Source organism: Micromonospora vinacea, assembly GCF_015751785.1.
Classification (GTDB): domain Bacteria; phylum Actinomycetota; class Actinomycetes; order Mycobacteriales; family Micromonosporaceae; genus Micromonospora; species Micromonospora vinacea.
The window spans coordinates 2,798,572-2,817,316 of record NZ_JADOTY010000001.1 but is presented as its reverse complement, the minus strand read 5'-3'; the positions used below and the strand labels follow the sequence as shown (position 1 = coordinate 2,817,316).

The window sequence follows — 18,745 nt, the reverse complement described above, 5'->3', positions numbered from 1 at the left end:
TCTTGGCCTTGGGCAACCTACCAGCGGTCAGACTGCGCCCCGCCGGGTGAATCCCATTGGGGGCGTCATCGGCGGTGGTAGCGCTGGGACAGCGCCGACGGGTGGCGCGGGCTCACGGCCGAGCGCGCCGCGCGCATCCGGGAGTGTCGGTGGCATGTCCCCCATTGGCGGCGCCCCTGGAAATGGGGCAAATTGGCACGCAGGCGCACTGCCTACTCGACCTAATCGGTGGATTCAGAGTGGCGGCGATGGCGAGCCCGACCGGTGGGACCCCGATCACCCATGGCGAACGGAGCAAGGAGTCGCACCGGTGGTACTCCCGCGCGACGAGGATGGCCCAATCGACCCGGGCCCCGCTCTCGGCCTTCCTCGGTGAGGTCATACCTCGCCTTCCCCCTCCTGATGGCCTTGAGTCTTGCGGGAGGGATTCCAGGGCCTGCATTAGAAGCACGCGTCAATTACGCCCGCACCGACCAATGGCACCTCAATTTCTTGAGGGTCACTGACGCCCACAAGGTCAGCCAAGGCGATGGGATAACGGTTGCGCTTCCCGATAGCGGCGTAGATCAGCATCCGGACCTCAAGGGAAACCTCCTCAATGGCAAGGATGTAATCGCTGGAGGTAGCGGTGACGGGCTGACCGACAAAGACGGCCACGGCACGGGGATGGCTGGTCTCATTGTCGCTCACGGCGACGAGCGTTCAGGTGCACTCGGCATCGCACCAAAAGCGAAAATCCTGCCGATATTTTGTTCGCCACCCGGCAAGGATGGCGATTCAGAAACATTGGCAGCGGCAATAGAATTTGCTATCAGTGGGGGCGCTGATGTCATTAGCATCTCAATCGCCGGTGGGGTGAGCGCTCGCCTGCAACAGGCGGTCAGAATGGCCTTACAAGCTGACATCTTAGTTGTTGCTGCCGCCGGCAACGCGCCTTGGACACAAGTGGTGGGATATCCAGCACGCTACCCGGAAGTTATCGCTGTCGGTGGAGTCGACCGAGACGGGAAACGTGCTGCCGTCTCCGTCACTGGGCCGGAGATTGACGTGGTTGCGCCTGCGGTGGACATCTACAGCACGAGCATCGACGGCAAGTACCGCAAAGGCACCGGAACCTCTGACGCGACGGCGATCGTGGCGGGTGCGGCTGCGTTGATCAGGTCCAAGTACCCGTATCTGCCGGCCCGGGAGGTGGCGCACCGGCTCACGGCTACCGCCGTCGACAAAGGCCCTCCCGGGCGTGACGACGAGTACGGGTATGGAGTGATCGATCTTGTGGCGGCGCTGACGGCAGACGTACCGCCGCTGGGGTTTGAATCGGTGAGCGCTCCGGCCGGTACTGGCTCGACCACGGCGGCTGGTGCTCAGCCGGGCGATGGGAGCGATGGTGCGACAGCGCGCGGCTTGGCCACCCTCGGGGTGATCGTGGCTGCCGGGGTCGGGTGGGCGGTGATAGCGCGGCGACGTCGGCGTGGTGATGATCCGCCGCCCAGGATCAGTCGCTGATCGACGAACGAGCGGGAGTCCGGGACGGCGGGACAGCCCGACATTGCCGACACTGCGCCGACCCTCGCGCTGGGCGAGGGCCGTTACGCGGTGATCCACTCGCCTTTCAGGAAAACGCGGTGTCCGGGGCGAGGGGATACCGCGGTTTCCTGCAAGGCGAGTGGATCAAGAACGCCAAGAACGCCAAGGACGCCATGGGGCATGCGAGGGCTGGGCGGGGTGTCGGACTTGGTGAGGGGTTGGGCGGTAACGTCGGGCTCGTGTCTGAGACCTTGCCGCTCCGCCTCGTGCTCGCTTCGGCGAGTCCTGCCCGTCGTAAGTTGCTCCAGGCTGCCGGCGTCGAGCCGGAGGTGCTGGTCAGCGGGGTGGATGAGTCCCTCGTGGTGACCGAGCGGGCCGAGGAGTTGTGTCTGGAGTTGGCTCGCCTGAAGGCGCAGGCGGTGTTGACCCGGCTGAGCCCGGCCGCCGACCAGCGGACGTTGGTGATCGGCTGCGACTCGGTGCTCGCCTTCGAGGGGGACATCCTCGGCAAGCCGGCGGATGCGGCCGACGCGACGAAGCGGTGGCAGCGGATGCGGGGGCGCAGTGGCGTCCTGCACAGCGGGCACTGTCTGGTCGACGTTGCCGCGGGGCGGCGCGCGGAGGCGGTCGCCTCGACCACCGTCCACTTCGCTGACATCAGTGACGACGAGATCGCCGCGTACGTGGCCACTGGTGAGCCGCTGGCGGTGGCCGGCGCGTTCACGATCGACGGGCTGGGTGGGCCGTTCGTGGAGCGGATCGAGGGTGACCCGGGGACGGTGGTCGGGCTGTCGATGCCACTGCTGCGTCGGCTCCTCGCCGAGCTGGATCTGCGGATCACCGACCTGTGGACGAAGGTCGCGCCGGGCGGCCAATCCGTCGAGCCGCTCGGTAACGTCCGGTCATGACCACCAAGTCGATCCCGCTCACCAACGAGCTGCACGCCTATCTGGTCGCACACGGCTCGCCGCCGGACGAGATCATCCGGGACCTGGCCGAGGAGACCCGGTCGGTGCTGCCGGAGCACGCCACCATGCAGGTGGCTCCGGAGCAGGCCGCGTTCCTGACGTTCCTCACCCGGCTGCTCGGCGTGCGGCAGGCCGTCGAGGTCGGCACGTTCACCGGGCTCTCGTCGCTGGCGATCGCCCGCGGGTTGACGGAGGGTGGGCGACTGACCTGCTTCGACATCTCCGAGGAGTTCACCGGCATCGCCCGGCGTTACTGGGAGCGCGCCGGCGTGCAGGATCTGATCGACCTGCGCATCGGCCCGGCCGCGGACGGGCTGCGGGAGTTGCCGCACGAACGGCACCTGGACTTCGCGTTCATCGACGCGGACAAGACCGGCTACCCGATCTACTGGGCCGAGTTGGTGCCCCGGATGCGTCCGGGTGGGGTGATCGCCGTCGACAACGTGTTGCGGGGCGGGCGGGTGATCGCCCCGCAGGACGCCAATGACCGCGCCATCGCCGCGTTCAACGACGAGGTCCTCGCCGACGTACGGGTGGACCCGGTGATGCTCCCGATCGCGGACGGCCTCACCCTCGCCCGGGTCCGCTGACCGTCGGCAACCGCCGAACACGGATGTTGGGGTGCCCCCTACCAGGGGACACCCCAATATCAAACGCCAGCGTCAGCGGACGCTGCGGGCGAACTGGCGAGCGGCCCAGTAGACGCCCAGCGCGGCGAGGACCGCGGTGATGCTCAGGCCCTGCCAGACCTTGTCGCTGCCCAGGTCACCGGCGAACAGTGCCCGGGTGCCGTCGACCGCCCAGGAGAACGGGTTCCAGTTGGCGATGCCCTGCAACCAGCCGGGCGCGAAGGTCAGCGGCAGCAGGATGCCGGAGAGCAGCAGCACCGGCTGCGCCACGGTGTTCATCAGCGGGGCCAGCGCGTCCTCGCTCTTGACCTTGAGGGCGACGCCGTAGGAGACGGCCGAGGTCATGAGGGCGATCAGGGCGAGCATCAGGTACGCCAGAAGCAGGTCCCCGATGAACACCCGCAGGTCGAAGATGAGCGCCAGCAGTGTGATGATGACCGCCTGCACCATGAGCGAGACCACGTCGCGCAGGGAGCGGCCGAGCAGCAGGGCGAGCCGGCTGATCGGGGTGACCCGGGAGCGTTCGATGACGCCGGCTCGCAGCTCGGCGATCAGGCCGAAGCCCTGGAACAGGCCACCGAAGATGGCCAGCAGCACCAGCAGACCCGGCACGAAGATCTTGTAGGCGGCGGCCTGGGTGGGCGCGTTCAGTGCGGGTTTGAGCAGCGGGGCGAAGAGCAGCAGGTACATGACCGGCTGGAACACGCCGACGAAGACCCAGACCGGGTTGCGCAGCAGGAGTTGGGTCTGGCGCTGGAAGATCAGCCACGTGTCACGGGCGAATTTCATGAGAGTCGTCTCCGGTGGTCAGGACTCGCGCAGCGAGCGGCCGGTCTTGGTGAGGAAGACGTCGTCCAGGCTGGGCCGGTGCAGCTCGATCGAGCGCAGCTCCAGCCCGGCGTGGTCGAGTCGGCGCAGCACCTGCGGGATGGCGGTGGCGCCCTCGTCGACGTAGAGGCGCAGGCCGCCCTCGTCGACCGTCTCCAGCTTGTTGACGTACGGCTCGCCGTCGAGCGTCTGGGCGGCCTGTGGGGTGGCGGCCAGGTCGAGACCGACAAGCACCACGTCGCCGGAGATCTCGCGCTTGAGCTCGGTTGGGGTGCCCTCGGCCACCACCTCGCCGTTGTCCATGATCGCGATGCGGTCGCAGAGCGCGTCGGCCTCGTCCAGGTAGTGCGTGGTGATGAAGACGGTCATCCCGTCGGCGCGTAGCCGCCGGATCTCGTCCCACATGTGGGCGCGGCTCTGCGGGTCGAGGCCGGTGGTCGGCTCGTCCAGGAAGACGATCTTCGGCTCGTGGATGATGCCGAGGGCGATCTCCACCCGGCGACGCTGGCCGCCGGAGTAGGTCTTGCACTTGCGGTCGGCGTACTCGGTGAGCTGGAAGGCGTCCAGCGCGCGAGCGGCGCGCCTCTGCGCGTCGGCCTTGCTGATGCCGTACATCCGGGCGTGCAGCACCAGCTCTTCGCGGGCGGTGGACTCGTCCCAGGTGCTGCCGCCCTGCGGGACGTACCCGATGCGGCGGCGCACCTCGGCCGGGTCCTTGCGCAGGTCGGCGCCCGCGATGGTGGCCTCGCCGCCGTCCGGCTCGATCAGCGTGGCGAGCATCCGCAGCGTGGTGGTCTTGCCGGCGCCGTTCGGGCCGAGGAAGCCGAAGATCTCGCCCTTGGCAACGTCAAGGTCGACGCCCCGCACGGCGTCCACCGTCTTCGTCTCTCGACCCGCGCGGGAGCGGAACGACTTCCGCAGCCCCCTGGTCTCGATCATTTCTGCTCCTGGTCGTTCGGGCCGGTCGGGCCGGCCGTCGAGTGGGACGACGCCGGACGGCGCACTCCCCCGCTGTGCCGCCAGCAGGCTAACGCGATATAGCTTTTTTAGTCAACGTTGATTATTCCGCGTCGGTGCCGGACGGCTCCACCCCGTCCCTCCACCCCGACCAACCCTGCGCTTCATCCAGCTCAGCAGGCAGGTACGACACTCCGGAATCGATCCGTTCGGCGATCCGCTCGCACCAGGTCATCTCCGCCTCCGCCCGCGCCGACCACAGCTCGAACATCCAGCCCACGTGCGCCGGCTTGCGGTTGCGCACCCAGTCCGACTCCAGCGAGGCGCGCATCGACTCGACGCCGGCGCGCAGCAGGTTGGCCCGGTTGCGCAGGGCGGCGGCCGCCTCGGCGCGCGGCATGGCCGGCAGGAAGGAGAACGCCGCCACGAACGGGTCGGCGGGCTCGGTGATGGTCCACCAGGAGTTGCGCAGCAGCGTCTCGAACTCGTCCTCACCCTTGACCGTCACCTCGTACGTGGTGCGCGCCGGACGGGCACCCACCTGCTCGGTCGCGACGGCGCGGAGCAGCCCTTCCTCGGTGAGCTTGCGCAGGGCGTGATAGATCGATCCGGGTTGTATGTTCGCCCACTTGTCGGCGCTCCAGCTCAGCAGCTCGCGGCGCACGTCGTAGCCGTGCACGGGCTGCATCCACCGCACCAGACCGAGAATCATCATCCGAGTCGAAGACACCCGACAAGCGTAATAGCCAAGTTTGACTAAACCGTGGCGGGTGCAGTGCGGCATCCCACACTGAGCGATCGTTAGGGCCGCCGTGGGTGGCCGATACACTCCCCGTCAGTAACCTGCCCGGGAGGAGCCACGAAGGTGCGCAAGGTACTCATCGCCAACCGCGGCGAGATCGCCGTCCGGGTGATCCGCGCGTGCCGCGACGCCGGCCTGGGCAGCGTCGCCGTGTACGCGGACTCCGACCGCGACGCCCTGCACGCCACCCTCGCGGACGAGGCGTACGCGCTCGGCGGGGACAGCGCGACCGAGACCTACCTGCGCATCGACAAGCTGCTCGACGTCGCCGCCCGGGCCGGCGCCGACGCCGTACACCCGGGTTATGGCTTCCTCAGTGAGAACGCCGACTTCGCCCAGGCCGTCACCGACGCCGGGCTGACCTGGATCGGCCCCACCCCGCAGGCGATCCGCGACCTGGGCGACAAGGTCACCGCCCGGCACATCGCCCAGCGGGCCGGCGCGCCACTGGTCCCCGGCACCCCGGACCCGGTGGCCAGCCCGGACGAGGTGATGGCGTTCGCCGTCGACCACGGCCTTCCGGTCGCCATCAAGGCCGCCTTCGGTGGCGGTGGGCGCGGCCTCAAGGTCGCCCGCACCATGGAGGAGATCCCCCAGCTGTTCGAGTCGGCCACCCGGGAGGCGGTCGCGGCGTTCGGTCGGGGCGAGTGCTTCGTCGAGCGGTACCTCGACAAGCCCCGGCACGTCGAGGCTCAGGTCCTCGCCGACCAGCACGGCAACGTGATCGTGGTGGGCACCCGGGACTGCTCGTTGCAGCGACGCCACCAGAAGCTCGTCGAGGAGGCACCCGCGCCGTTCCTCACCGACGCCCAGCGCGCGCAGATCCACGAGAGCGCCAAGGCGATCTGCCGCGAGGCCGGCTACCACGGCGCCGGCACCGTGGAGTACCTGGTCGGCATGGACGGCACCATCTCCTTCCTGGAGGTCAACACCCGGCTCCAGGTCGAGCACCCGGTCACCGAGGAGACCGCCGGCATCGACCTGGTCCGGGAGCAGTTCCGGATCGCGGACGGCGAGAAGCTGCGGATCACCGAGGACCCGACGCCGCGCGGGCACGCGATCGAGTTCCGGATCAACGGCGAGGACCCGGGCCGCAACTTCCTGCCCGCGCCGGGCACTGTCACCGCGCTGCGCCTGCCCAACGGGCCGGGTGTGCGGGTCGACACCGGCATCTCGGCCGGCGACGTGATCGGCGGCAACTTCGACTCGCTGCTCGCCAAGGTGATCATCACGGGTGAGACGCGCACCGAGGCGCTGGAGCGCGCCCGCCGCGCGCTGGACGAGATGGTCCTCGACGGGATGGCCACCGCGCTGCCGTTCCACCGGCTCGTGGTGCGGGACGAGGCGTTCACCGCCGAGCCGTTCACAGTGCACACCCGGTGGATCGAGACCGACTTCCACAACACAGTGCCGCCGTTCACCGCCGCCGCCGGCACCGCCGAGGCGCCGGCCGAACGCGACACCGTCGTGGTCGAGGTGGGCGGCAAGCGCCTCGAGGTCAGCCTCCCCGCCGGCTTCGGCGGGAGTACGACCACCGCGGCACCCGCCTCCCGTAAGCCGACCCGGCGCGGTGGCGCCAAGGCCGGCACCCCGGTCAGCGGTGACGCGCTCACCTCACCGATGCAGGGCACCATCGTCAAGATCGCAGTGGCGGACGGCGACACAGTGGCCGAGGGTGACCTGGTCGTGGTGTTGGAGGCGATGAAGATGGAGCAGCCGCTGCACGCGCACAAGGCGGGCACGGTCAGCGGTCTCAGCGCCGAGGTCGGCGCCGTCATCACCGCCGGCGCTCCCATCTGCACCATCGCCTGACCCGCCCGGCGGGCGGTCAGCGCAACGTCTCGCTGGCGACCGCTCGGACGGCGGCGGTCAGGGAGCTCAACACGTCCGACTCCAGCCGCCAGTGCTGCCAGTACAGCGGGACGTCGAGGTGTCGACCCGGCGCGAGGTCGACACAGCGACCGGCGGTCAGGTCGTCCCGGGCGATCTGCTCCGGCACCAGACTCCAGCCCAACCCGAGCCTGATCGCCTCGCTCAACGCCGGCACCGACGGCACGTAGTGCACCGGCGGGTCGAGCGACCGACCGGCCACCGCCCGGATGAACCGGTGCTGCACCCGGTCCTTCCGGTCGAAGACGAGGAGCGGGGTGCTCACCAGCGCGGCTGCGGTGAGTCCTCCGGCGAAGTGGGATGCCGCGAATTCCGGGGTGGCCAGCGCGCAGTAGCGCATGGCCCCGAGCCGCAGCACCCGGCAGCCCTGCACTGCCTCCCGCTGTGCGGTCACCGCCGCCGTCACCGAACCGTCGCGAAGCAGCTCGGCGGTGTGATCCTGATCGTCCTGCCGCAGGTCGAACGAGAGCCCGGCCCGCTGCGGCAACCGGGCCAGCGCGGCGGGGAACCAGGTGGCCAGCGAGTCCGCGTTGACCACCACGGCGACCCGGGTGCGGCCACCGCCGGCCAGCGGGCCGCGGGCGTCGGCCAGCGCCTCCCGTTCGAGCAGCGTGAGCTGGCCCGCCAGGCGCAGCAGCGGGCGGCCGGCGTCGGTCGCCACGCACGGACGGGCCCGGCGGACCAGCACCTGGCCGACGGTCTCCTCCAGCGCCTTGATCCGTTGGCTGACCGCCGACGGCGTGACGTGCAGCAGCCGGGCCGCCGCGTCGAAGCTGCCCTCCGCCACCACCGCCGCGAGCGTCCGCAGCTGGGCCGAGTCGAGACCGTCCATTAGCTGAGCTTAAGTTACGTCAGAATCTTTAGTTGGACTGGTGGCTGGCGGCAGACCTAGCGTCGAGTCCGTGCTCACCTCCGCCGTCGCCGGCTTCTCGATCTCCATCGCGCTCATCGTCGCCATCGGCGCCCAGAACGCCTTCGTCCTCCGCCAGGGCCTGCGACGCGAACACGTCGTACCAGTGGTGCTGACCTGCGCCGCGTCGGACGCGCTGCTGATCATGGCGGGGGTGGCCGGGGTCGGTTCGCTGGTGACCGGCCGACCGGGCCTCCTGACGGCGATCCGCTGGGGCGGCGCTGCCTTCCTGCTCTGCTACGCGGCGCTCGCCGCCCGCCGCGCCCTGCGTCCCGGCGCCCTGCTCCCCACCGACCGGCCGCCGGCCACGCTGGGGGCGACCCTGCTCGCCTGCGCCGCCTTCACCTACCTGAACCCCCACGTCTACCTGGACACCGTGCTGCTCCTCGGCGGCGTGGCCCAACAACACCCACACCGGTGGGTCTTCGGCGCCGGCGCCGTCCTGGCCAGTGTGGTGTGGTTCACCGCGCTCGGCGTCGGCGCGCAGCGCCTCGCGCCGCTGCTCGCCCGCGCCGGGGCCTGGCGGGTGCTGGACGCGGTCATCGCCGTCGTGATGGCCGGGCTCGCCATGGCACTCCTGCTGGGCTGACCGGTTCGCGCCCAGGCGGGCTCGCCGTGGCACTCCTGCTGGGCTGACCGGTTCGCGCCCAGGCGGGCTCGCCGTGGCACTCCTGCTGGGCTGACCGGTTCGCCCGGCGGGCACCGACGACGCCGCCGGGACCGGGACCGACGGCGGTGCGAGTGTTTTCCGCGACCACCGGCGGTGGAATCGACCGCGAGCGGGAATGATTGCCGGGTGCAGTTCCTTCACGGCGCGGCTCCCGCGCACGACCTGACCTATACCGACGTGTTCATGGCGCCGGGCCGCTCCGATCTGGGCTCCCGGCTCGACGTCGACCTCTCCACCGGCGACGGCACCGGCACCACCATTCCGTTGGTGGTGTCGAACATGACAGCGGTCGCCGGACGGCGGATGGCGGAGACGGTCGCTCGCCGGGGTGCCATCGCGGTGATCCCGCAGGACATTCCGATCGAGGTGGTGGCGAACGTCGTCGCCTGGGTCAAGCAGCGCCACCTGGTCTACGACACGCCGATCACGCTCGGCCCGACCGAGACCGTGGGCGACGCCATCCACCTGTTGCCCAAGCGCTCGCACGGTGCGGTGATCGTGGTCGACGACGCCGGCCGGCCGATGGGTGTGGTCACCGAGGCGGACACCGCGGGCGTGGACCGGTTCGCTCAGCTGCGGCACGTGATGTCCACCGAGCTGCACACCGTCCCGGCGGACGCGGACCCGCGTACCGGGTTCGACCTGCTCTCGGCAGGCCGTCGCCGGCTCGCCCCGGTAGTGGACGCCGAGGGCCGGCTGGTAGGGGTGCTGACCAGGCAGGGCGCGCTGCGGGCGACCCTCTACACGCCGGCCGTGGACGATCGGGGCCGGCTCCGGATCGCGGCGGCCGTGGGGATCAACGGTGACGTGACAGGCAAGGCCGCTGCGCTGCTGGAGGCGGGGGTGGACACGTTGGTCGTGGACACCGCGCACGGCCACCAGGCACGGATGATCTCCGCACTCCAGGCGGTCCGCAAGCTGGACCCGGGGGTGCCGGTGGCGGCCGGCAACGTGGTCACCGCCGAGGGCGTACGCGACCTGGTGGAGGCGGGGGCGGACATCATCAAGGTCGGCGTCGGCCCCGGCGCGATGTGCACCACCCGGATGATGACCGGGGTGGGTCGACCGCAGTTCTCCGCCGTACTCGACTGCGCGGCCGCCGCCCGCCAACTGGGCCGGCACGTGTGGGCCGACGGTGGGGTGCGGCACCCTCGGGACGTGGCGCTCGCGCTCGCCGCCGGCGCGTCGAACGTGATGGTCGGCTCGTGGTTCGCCGGCACCTACGAGTCCCCCGGTGACCTCTACACCGACGCGGACGGCCGGCGGTACAAGGAAAGTTTCGGGATGGCCTCGGCTCGGGCGGTCAGCGCCCGGACCGCCGACGACAGCCCGTACGACAGGGCCCGCAAGGCGGTGTTCGAGGAGGGCATCTCCTCGGCCCGGATGCACCTGGACCCGGCCCGCCCCGGTGTCGAGGACCTGATCGACGAGATCATCGCGGGGGTCCGCAGCGCCTTCACCTACGCCGGCGCACGGAACCTGACCCAGTTCCACGAGCGGGCGATCGTCGGCGTGCAGAGCGCCGCCGGCTTCACCGAAGGAATGCCCCTCCCCACCAGCTGGTAACCCACCCACCCACCCACCGTCCCGGCCCCGACGCGCCCCGTCCCCGCCCCGACGCGTCGATCATGGAGTTGTGGTGCCTCACAAAAGGTGCAGTGGTGGGTGAACCGCCCACCACCATTCCATGATCGACGCCGGGGGGAGGGTCGGGGGCGGGAAGGGCTGGAGGGGTTAGGTGGCCAGCCGGCGCAGGACGGCGCGGGCTGCCTCTCGGGGGTTGTCGCCCACTCGGTCGGGTAGTGCGCCGGCCAGCCAGAGGGTGGCGAAGCCGTGCGCGATCGACCAGGCCGCGAGCGCGTCCCGGTCGGTGTCGGCGGGCGCGCCGCCGGTGGGTAGCGCCGCCACCCCGGAGCGGAGTGCGGCGCCGGCCCGACCACGGGCTGCGATCAGCTCGCCGTCGTCGGCCCGGTAGAGCTCCGGCCGGAACATCACCTCGAAGTACGCCCGATGGGTGACCGCGAAGTCGACGTACGCGACGCCGGCCTCCAACAGGTCGTCATCCGCCTCGGTCAACGTCTGGGCCAGCAGGTCGAAGCCCTGCGCGGCGAGCGCGGTGAGCAGGCCCGCCTTGTCGCCGAAGTGGTGTGCGGGCGCGGCGTGCGAGACACCGGCCCGGCGGGCCAGGTCGCGCAGGCTCAGCGCGGCGGGCCCCACCTCCTCGATGGCCTCCAGCGCGGCGGCGAGCAGGGTGCGGCGCAGGTCGCCGTGGTGGTAGGCGCGCGTGTCGGTCATGCCCGAATCCTATCTTGTCATTGACAAGATGCACCTCCGACGCGCAATCTTGTCACTGGCAAGTTTCCCCGAGGAGGATTCGATGGCACCCTTGATCGCCCTGATCGTCGGCACCGCCCTGGCCCGACTCGCCGGCCTGGCCGGCTTCTCCGCACTGGACGGCTGGATCCCCGCGCTGCGCGTCGGGCTCGCAGTGATGTTCACGCTGACCGCCGTCGCGCACTTCGCCGGCCAGCGCCGCACCGACCTGATCGCAATGGTTCCGCCCCGACTACCCCGGCCGGATCTGCTGGTCACCGCCACCGGCGTGCTGGAGCTGGTCGGCGCGGTGGGCCTCCTCGTGCCGGCGACCGCCCGGGTCGCGGCGGCCGGGCTCGGCCTGCTCACGCTCGCCATGTTCCCGGCCAACGTCTCGGCCGCCCGCCGGAAGCTGACCCTCGCCGGACGTCCGGTGACCCCGCTGGCCCAGCGAACGATTCTGCAGATCGTGTTCGTGGCCACCGCTGCGGCAATTTCGTTTGGCCCCTGACTATCAGGGAGCTAATCTACCTGGCGTGGAACTCGTGACCCTCCAGGACGTGCCGCTCGGCCGGCTCCTGGTGGTGGCCGGGCACCTCGTGGGGCAACGGTGGAACCGTTACCTCGCCGAGGAGCACGGCCTCACCCAGGCCGGCATGATCACCCTGATGACGCTCGCCCGCCACGGCGAGCTACCCCACCGGGCGGTCGCCGAGAAGGGGTTCGTCCGGCCGGCGACCCTGACCGGCATCGTCGACACGCTCGAGCGCGACGGTCTGGTCGAGCGGCAGCGCGACGACAACGACCGACGCAGCATCCGACTCGCCATCACCCCCGCCGGGCGGGAGAGGGTGGCCGCGCTCGGCGCGCTCATGCACTCCGGACGGCCCCTCACCTCGGTCGACGCCGACCCGGCGAAGGCCCAGGTGATCCGGGAGTTCCTGCTTGAGGTCATCGGCAGCGGAGACGACCCGCGGATGACCGGACGCCCTACCGAAACGAAGGACCCGGCGTGCTGATCCGACTCCTGCGCGGCCAACTGCGCACCTATCAGAGACCGTTGCTGGCGGTCGTGCTGCTCCAGTTCGTGGGCACCATGGCCTCGCTCTACCTGCCCAGCCTCAACGCCGACATCATCGACCAGGGCGTGGCCCGGGGCGACACCGACTACATCGTGCGCACCGGCGGCTGGATGCTGCTGGTCAGCCTCATCCAGATCGTCTGTTCGATCGCCGCCGTCTATTTGGGCGCCCGGGTCGCGATGGGCTTCGGTCGCGACGTACGCGCCGAACTGTTCGGGCACGTCAACCGCTTCTCCGCCCGCGAGGTGGCCCGGTTCGGAGCACCGTCGCTGATCACCCGCAACACCAACGACGTGCAGCAGGTGCAGATGCTCGTGCTGATGAGCTGCACGATGCTGGTCGCCGCACCGATCATGAGCGTCGGCGGCGTGTTCATGGCACTGCGCGAGGACGTCGGGCTGTCCTGGCTGATGCTGGTCAGCGTGCCGGTGTTGGCCATCGCGCTCGGCGCGATCATCCGTCGGATGGTGCCGGGCTTCCGGCTGATGCAGACCCGCATCGACACTGTCAACCGGGTGCTGCGGGAGCAGATCACCGGCATCCGGGTGGTCCGCGCGTTCGTCCGCGAGCCGTACGAGACGGACCGCTTCGCCGTCGCCAACGCCGACCTGACCGCCACCGCGCTGCGTACCGGTCGGTTGCTGGCGTTGATCTTCCCGGTGGTCATGCTGGTGCTGAACGTCTCCAGCGTGGCGGTGCTCTGGTTCGGCGCGCAGCGGGTGGACGCCGGCGCGATCCAGGTCGGCGCGCTGACCGCGTTCCTCCAGTACCTGATGCAGATCCTGATGGCGGTCATGATGGCCACCTTCATGTTGATGATGGTGCCGAGGGCGGCGGTCTGCGCCGAGCGGATCGTCGAGGTGCTGGACACCGACTCCTCGGTGGTTCCGGCCGCCGCGCCGGTCACCGAACTGCCCACCCGAGCCGAGTTGGAGCTGCGCGGAGTGCGCTTCCAGTACCCGGGCGCGGTGGAGCCGGTGCTGCGCGACATCTCCTTCCGGGCGACCCCGGGTACCACCACGGCGATCATCGGCAGCACCGGCGCGGGCAAGACGACGCTGCTGTCGCTGATTCCCCGCCTGGTCGACGTCACCGGCGGCGCGGTGCTTGTCGACGGGGTGGACGTGCGGGAGTTGGCGCCGGACGAGCTGTGGCGACGCATCGGCCTGGTGCCGCAACGGCCATACCTGTTCACCGGGACGGTCGCGAGCAACCTGCGCTACGGCAACCCGGACGCCACCGACGAGGAACTGTGGACAGCGCTGGAGATCGCTCAGGCCCGCGACTTCGTGGCCCAGATGCCCGGCGGGCTGGACGCCCCGATCGCACAGGGCGGCACCACCGTCTCCGGTGGGCAGCGGCAGCGCCTGGCCATCGCCCGCGCCCTGGTCCGGCAGCCGGAGATCTACCTCTTCGACGACTCGTTCTCCGCCCTCGACCTGGGCACCGACGCGCGGCTGAGAGCGGCACTGCGGCCGGTCACCGCGCAGTCCGCGGTGGTCATCGTGGCCCAGCGGGTCTCCACGATCATCGACGCCGACCAGATCATCGTTCTTGAAAACGGAGGGGTCGTCGGAGTGGGACGACATGCGGAGCTGTTAGACACCTGCCCGACGTACGCCGAGATCGTGGCCTCGCAGCAGACCACGGAGGTGGCGGCATGAGCGAGCGTGACGAGCCGCGCACCGCGGCCGTACCCAGTCAGAAGCCGGCCGGCGACGGACGGACACCGGATGACACAGCGCAGCAACCCGGCGGGGAAACCGCGCCGGAGACCGACAGTGGCGCGGCGACGCCGAAGCGGCTGCCGCCCGGCCGTCAGGGCGGCGGCCCGGGATGGATGAGCGCCGGGATGCCCGCCGAGAAGTCGATGAACTTCGGGCCCTCGGCCCGGCGGCTACTCGGCCGGCTGCGCTCGCACCGACTGCACCTGGCCGCGATCATCACCCTCGCGGTGGTGAGCGTCGGGTTCAGCGTGGCCGGGCCGAAGATCCTCGGCCACGCCACCGACCTGATCTTCAGCGGGGTGATCGGTCGGCAACTGCCCGCCGGCACCACCGCCGAGCAGGCCGTCGCGGCGGCCCGGGCCAGCGGCAACGACAGCTTCGCCGACATGCTGGCCCGGATGGACGTGGTGCCCGGGGTGGGCATCGACTTCAGCGCCCTGAGTCGGGTGCTGCTGCTGGCGCTCGGGCTCTACCTGGCGGCGAGCCTGCTGTCCTGGTGGCAGGGCTGGCTGCTCAACGGCGTGGTCCAGCGCACAGTGCTGCGGCTGCGCGCCGAGGTGGAGGAGAAGCTCAACCGGCTGCCGCTGCCCTACTTCGACAGGCAACCGCGCGGTGAGCTGCTCAGCCGGGTCACCAACGACATCGACAACATCTCCACAAGCCTCCAGCAGACCCTCAGCCAGCTGCTCACCTCGCTGCTGACAGTCGTCGGCGTGCTGGCCGTGATGTTCTGGATCTCGCCGGTGCTGGCCCTGGTGGCCCTGGTCGCGGTGCCGTTGTCGGTGCTGGTCACCCAGCGCATCGCCAAGCGCTCACAGAAGCAGTTCATCGCCCAGTGGACACACACGGGCGAGTTGAACGGCCAGATCGAGGAGGCGTACACCGGTCACGAACTGGTGAAGGTCTTCGGCCGGCAGCGTGAGGTCGAGGCCGCCTTCCACGCGAAGAACGAGGAGTTGTTCCGGGCCAGCTTCGGGGCGCAGTTCATCTCCGGAATCATCATGCCGTCGATGATGTTCATCGGAAACCTGAGCTACGTGGCGATCGCCGTGGTCGGTGGGCTGCGGGTCGCCTCCGGCACGATGAGCCTCGGTGACGTGCAGGCGTTCATCCAGTACTCCCGCCAGTTCACCCAGCCGCTCACCCAACTCGCCTCGATGGCCAACCTGCTCCAGTCCGGGGTGGCCTCGGCCGAGCGGGTCTTCGCGGTGCTCGACGCGGACGAGCAGACCCCCGACCCGGTCGCGCCGGCCCGGGTCACCGACCCACACGGTCGGGTCGAGTTCGAGCACGTCTCGTTCCGCTACGAGCCGGACAAGCCCCTGATCGACGACCTGTCGCTGGTAGCCGAGCCCGGGCACACGGTGGCCATCGTCGGCCCGACCGGCGCCGGCAAGACCACGCTGGTCAACCTGGTGATGCGGTTCTACGAGCTGGACGCCGGCCGGATCACGCTCGACGGGGTGGACATCACCACGATGCGCCGCGACGACCTGCGCGGCCGGATCGGCATGGTGCTCCAGGACACCTGGCTGTTCGGCGGCACCATCCGGGACAACATCGCCTACGGGCGACCGGACGCCACCGAGGAGGAGATCCTCGCCGCGGCCCAGGCCACCTTCGTGGACCGGTTCGTGCGCAGCCTGCCGGACGGCTACGACACGGTCATCGACGAGGAGGGGAGCAACGTCAGCGCCGGTGAGAAGCAGCTCATCACCATCGCGCGGGCGTTCCTCGCCGAGCCGTCGCTGCTGATCCTCGACGAGGCCACCAGTTCGGTGGACACCCGCACCGAGGTGCTGCTGCAACGGGCGATGGCCGCGCTGCGCTCGGACCGGACCAGCTTCGTCATCGCGCACCGGCTCTCCACCATCCGCGACGCCGACCTGATCCTCATGATGGAGAACGGTCGGATCGTCGAGCAGGGCACCCACGAGCAGTTGCTCGCCGCCCAGGGCGCGTACCACCGGCTCTACCGCTCACAGTTCACCGGAGCGGTGGTCGACGAGGAACCGGCCGCCCAACCGGCGTCGGTCTGAGGTCGGGCGGCCGTGCGCGCGAGACGATCGGTGGGCGGGTCAGTCCGACGGCAGCAGGTCGGTCGCCCGGGCGGCGACCTGCCCGCCGATCAGGGCGAGCGCGGCGTCGGCGGGCATCGGGGCCAGGGCGCGGCCGCCGCGCAGACGCAGCGCGAGGCGCCCGTCGGCCACCTCCCGGGCACCCAACACCCCGAGGTACGGGACGCGGCGGTGGGCCGCGTCCCGTACCCGGGCGCCCAGCGAGCCGGTGGCGTCCACCTCCACCCGCAGGCCGGCGTCGCCCGCCCGCCGGGCCAGGTCGGCCGCCGCGTCGGCCTGGCCGTCGTCGACAGGCAGCAGCACCAACTGGACGGGCGCGTACCAGGCCGGGAAGGCACCCTCGTGCACCTCGATGAGGTACGCGAACAGCCGCTCCATGCTGCCGACCAGGCTGCGGTGCACCATCACCGGGCGACGCCGGCTGCCGTCCGAGTCGGTGTACGACAGGTCGAACCGTTCCGGCTTGTCGAAGTCCAGTTGGATGGTGGAGATGGTCGACTCCCGGCCGGCGGCGTCGACGATCTGAATGTCGATCTTCGGGCCGTAGAAGGCGGCCTCCCCCGGTGCCTCGACGTACTCCACCCCGGCCAGCGCCTCCCGGAGCAACTGCTCGGCGGCGGCCCACTGGGCGTCGTCGCCCACGTACTTCTCGCCCGGCCCGCGCAGCGACAGCCGGAACCCGGCCGGCCGGACGCCGAGCGCGGCGTGCGCTTCACGGATCAGCCGGAGGATCTCGACGACCTCCGCGCCGACCTGCTCTGGCGCGCAGAAGGTGTGCGCGTCGTTGAGCGAGATGGCTCGGACCCGGGACAGCCCGCCGAGCACGCCCGAGCGCTCCGAGCGGTACATCCCGCCCAGCTCGGCGATGCGCAACGGCAGCTCCCGGTAGGAACGGCCCCGCGCCCGGAAGACCAACGCGTGGTGCGGGCAGAGCGCCGGCCGGAGCACGAACTCGTCGTCCGCGCTCAGCCGCATCGGCGGGAACATGTCGTCGGCGAAGTAACCGAGATGGCCGGAGAGTTCGAAGAGTTCCCGCTTACCCAGCGGCGGCGAGTAGACGTGCTGGTGGCCGGAGCGGCGCTCCAACTCCCTGACGTACTCCTCGACGGCGTGCCGGGCGGCGGCACCGGCCGGCAGCCAGATCGGCAGGCCGGCACCGGCCAGCGGGTCGGAGACGAAGAGGTCCAGCTCACGGCCGAGCCTACGGTGGTCGATCATGTCGGGCTCCTGGATCGGGTACGACCCGGAGGCGACCTCAGCTCCGAACGGCGCGCTGCCCTCGGGGGCGGATCGCCCCGGGGCCTGGTCGACTGTGGTTACGTCAGAGCGGCACGCCGGGGACACCCGGCGTCGTGGTCATCACTACCGCGCTGCGCATACGGCGACCGTACCCGCGCGACGACCGGGAATGCACCCGGATTTGCGGCGGAGGGGTGGGCCGCCGGCGCGGGACCCGCCGGCGGCCCTGGCGGCCGAATCGTCAGGAACGGGGGACCCGACGGGCGTGGCCGCGCCGACAACGGTACGCCGCCGAACGCCGTTCTGCCGCCCGCCTCGGACGGGTGGAACCTCCTCCGAACCCGTCACCTGGCAACGATCGGCCTCGTTGTAGCTGGGTGGCCCAGTCGTGTCGACGGTCACGACGGGCCGGGGCCGTCCACCGTGACGCCGGACACGACGTCAGGCTCAAGACACCCAATCGGCCGCATCCGGCGAGGTGGCAGGCGTGCCCGAACTTCTGACTGACGTCGCGTCGCCGACGTGGGCGTACCTGGTGCTGCTCGCTCTGCTGATCGCGGACGCCTTCGTACCGGTGATCCCCACCCAGATCGTCATGATCACCAGTGGTGCGCTCACCGTCTACGGCGGGCTCAGCCTGCCGGTCACCATCGCCGTCGGCGCGCTCGGCGTATTCGCCGGCGACCTGGCCTGCTACCTGCTCGGACGCAGCGCGCCGGACCGGCGGCCACCCAAGCACGCCGAGTTGAGCCGCGCCCGCCGGGTGGCCAGCCGGGTCACCCAGGGCCTGCGACAACCCGGGCCGCTGGTCATCCTGCTCTGCCGGTTCGTGCCCGGCGGCCGGATGGCGGCCTGCTTCTCGGCCGGGCGTAGCCGCTACCCGTACCGACTGTTCGTGCTCTACGAGGCCGTCGCCGCGCTGGGCTGGGCCACCTACGGCGCGCTGGTCGGGCACCTGGGCGGGACCGCACTGACCGAGTCGGCCTGGCGGCTGGCCATCATCGCCACCGCCGCGGCGGCCGGCTTCGCGGCGGCCGGGTGGGCGATGACAGTGGTCAGCGCCCGCCACGCCCGCGCCGCCGCCGCCGCCGCCGTCGTCGACGTCCCCATCGACTGAGTGTCGTT

17 protein-coding genes are annotated in these 18,745 nt (G+C 70.6%); 11 read left to right on the top strand and 6 right to left on the bottom strand.

The window, feature by feature from the left end; genetic code table 11:
• Positions 1-402 precede the first annotated feature (402 nt).
• From mycP to IW249_RS13545, 3 genes are all read left to right on the top strand, one after another.
• Positions 403-1,506 carry a type VII secretion-associated serine protease mycosin gene (gene mycP, locus IW249_RS13555; protein ID WP_196921040.1) on the top strand — a complete coding sequence of 368 codons (1,104 nt, stop codon included), beginning with the start codon at positions 403-405 and terminating at the stop codon, positions 1,504-1,506.
• Positions 1,507-1,766: 260 nt separating this feature from the next.
• Positions 1,767-2,435 (top strand): Maf family protein, encoded by a 669-nt coding sequence (locus IW249_RS13550; RefSeq protein ID WP_196921039.1) that lies wholly within the window; start codon positions 1,767-1,769, stop codon positions 2,433-2,435.
• On the top strand, positions 2,432-3,085 hold the full coding sequence (locus IW249_RS13545) for an O-methyltransferase (RefSeq protein ID WP_196921038.1): 654 nt from the start codon (positions 2,432-2,434) through the stop codon (positions 3,083-3,085). The genes IW249_RS13550 and IW249_RS13545 overlap by 4 nt, the downstream gene beginning before the upstream one ends.
• 72 nt (positions 3,086-3,157) lie before the next feature.
• Here the strand turns inward: IW249_RS13545 and IW249_RS13540 are convergent, their stop codons facing one another.
• The 3 genes from IW249_RS13540 to IW249_RS13530 form a co-directional block, all read right to left on the bottom strand.
• Positions 3,158-3,913, bottom strand: coding sequence for an ABC transporter permease (locus IW249_RS13540; RefSeq protein ID WP_091394415.1), 756 nt, complete (start codon positions 3,911-3,913; stop codon positions 3,158-3,160).
• Between the two features lie 18 nt (positions 3,914-3,931).
• Positions 3,932-4,891: an ATP-binding cassette domain-containing protein gene (locus tag IW249_RS13535; RefSeq protein ID WP_112601935.1), complete on the bottom strand. Its 960-nt coding sequence runs from the start codon at positions 4,889-4,891 to the stop codon at positions 3,932-3,934.
• 121 nt (positions 4,892-5,012) lie between these two features.
• Positions 5,013-5,624 (bottom strand): PadR family transcriptional regulator, encoded by a 612-nt coding sequence (locus tag IW249_RS13530; RefSeq protein ID WP_196924774.1) that lies wholly within the window; start codon positions 5,622-5,624, stop codon positions 5,013-5,015.
• A 150-nt stretch (positions 5,625-5,774) separates the two neighbouring features.
• Between IW249_RS13530 and IW249_RS13525 the strand changes: the two genes are divergently transcribed.
• The gene (locus IW249_RS13525; protein WP_196921037.1) at positions 5,775-7,523 is read left to right on the top strand and encodes an acetyl/propionyl/methylcrotonyl-CoA carboxylase subunit alpha; all 1,749 of its coding nucleotides are present in this window, start codon (positions 5,775-5,777) and stop codon (positions 7,521-7,523) included.
• Between the two features lie 16 nt (positions 7,524-7,539).
• On the opposite strand, the gene IW249_RS13520 is transcribed toward IW249_RS13525, so the two are convergent.
• Positions 7,540-8,433, bottom strand: coding sequence for a LysR family transcriptional regulator ArgP (locus IW249_RS13520; RefSeq protein ID WP_196921036.1), 894 nt, complete (start codon positions 8,431-8,433; stop codon positions 7,540-7,542).
• Positions 8,434-8,503: 70 nt separating this feature from the next.
• Between IW249_RS13520 and IW249_RS13515 the strand changes: the two genes are divergently transcribed.
• Entirely contained in the window at positions 8,504-9,100 is a 597-nt protein-coding gene (locus IW249_RS13515; RefSeq protein WP_196921035.1) for a LysE/ArgO family amino acid transporter, read from the top strand.
• A gap of 207 nt (positions 9,101-9,307) precedes the next feature.
• The gene (locus IW249_RS13510) at positions 9,308-10,747 is read left to right on the top strand and encodes a GuaB1 family IMP dehydrogenase-related protein (protein ID WP_196921034.1); all 1,440 of its coding nucleotides are present in this window, start codon (positions 9,308-9,310) and stop codon (positions 10,745-10,747) included.
• 168 nt (positions 10,748-10,915) lie between these two features.
• Here IW249_RS13510 and IW249_RS13505 read toward each other — a convergent pair whose 3' ends face one another.
• A complete protein-coding gene (locus IW249_RS13505) occupies positions 10,916-11,476 on the bottom strand; it encodes a TetR/AcrR family transcriptional regulator (RefSeq protein ID WP_196921033.1) in 561 nt (186 codons plus the stop codon).
• Between the two features lie 82 nt (positions 11,477-11,558).
• Between IW249_RS13505 and IW249_RS13500 the strand changes: the two genes are divergently transcribed.
• From IW249_RS13500 to IW249_RS13485, 4 genes are all read left to right on the top strand, one after another.
• Positions 11,559-12,005, top strand: coding sequence for a DoxX family protein (locus IW249_RS13500; RefSeq protein ID WP_196921032.1), 447 nt, complete (start codon positions 11,559-11,561; stop codon positions 12,003-12,005).
• A 25-nt stretch (positions 12,006-12,030) separates the two neighbouring features.
• Positions 12,031-12,513 carry a MarR family winged helix-turn-helix transcriptional regulator gene (locus IW249_RS13495; RefSeq protein WP_091394443.1) on the top strand — a complete coding sequence of 161 codons (483 nt, stop codon included), beginning with the start codon at positions 12,031-12,033 and terminating at the stop codon, positions 12,511-12,513.
• Positions 12,507-14,240, top strand: coding sequence for an ABC transporter ATP-binding protein (locus IW249_RS13490; RefSeq protein ID WP_196921031.1), 1,734 nt, complete (start codon positions 12,507-12,509; stop codon positions 14,238-14,240). The genes IW249_RS13495 and IW249_RS13490 overlap by 7 nt, the downstream gene beginning before the upstream one ends.
• 176 nt (positions 14,241-14,416) lie before the next feature.
• The gene (locus IW249_RS13485; RefSeq protein ID WP_372433039.1) at positions 14,417-16,342 is read left to right on the top strand and encodes an ABC transporter ATP-binding protein; all 1,926 of its coding nucleotides are present in this window, start codon (positions 14,417-14,419) and stop codon (positions 16,340-16,342) included.
• Positions 16,343-16,381: 39 nt separating this feature from the next.
• On the opposite strand, the gene thrS is transcribed toward IW249_RS13485, so the two are convergent.
• Positions 16,382-17,599, bottom strand: coding sequence for a threonine--tRNA ligase (thrS, locus tag IW249_RS13480; protein WP_196921030.1), 1,218 nt, complete (start codon positions 17,597-17,599; stop codon positions 16,382-16,384).
• A gap of 508 nt (positions 17,600-18,107) precedes the next feature.
• On the opposite strand from thrS, the gene IW249_RS13475 reads away from it, so the two are divergent.
• Entirely contained in the window at positions 18,108-18,737 is a 630-nt protein-coding gene (locus IW249_RS13475; RefSeq protein ID WP_196921029.1) for a DedA family protein, read from the top strand.
• Positions 18,738-18,745: the final 8 nt, after the last annotated feature.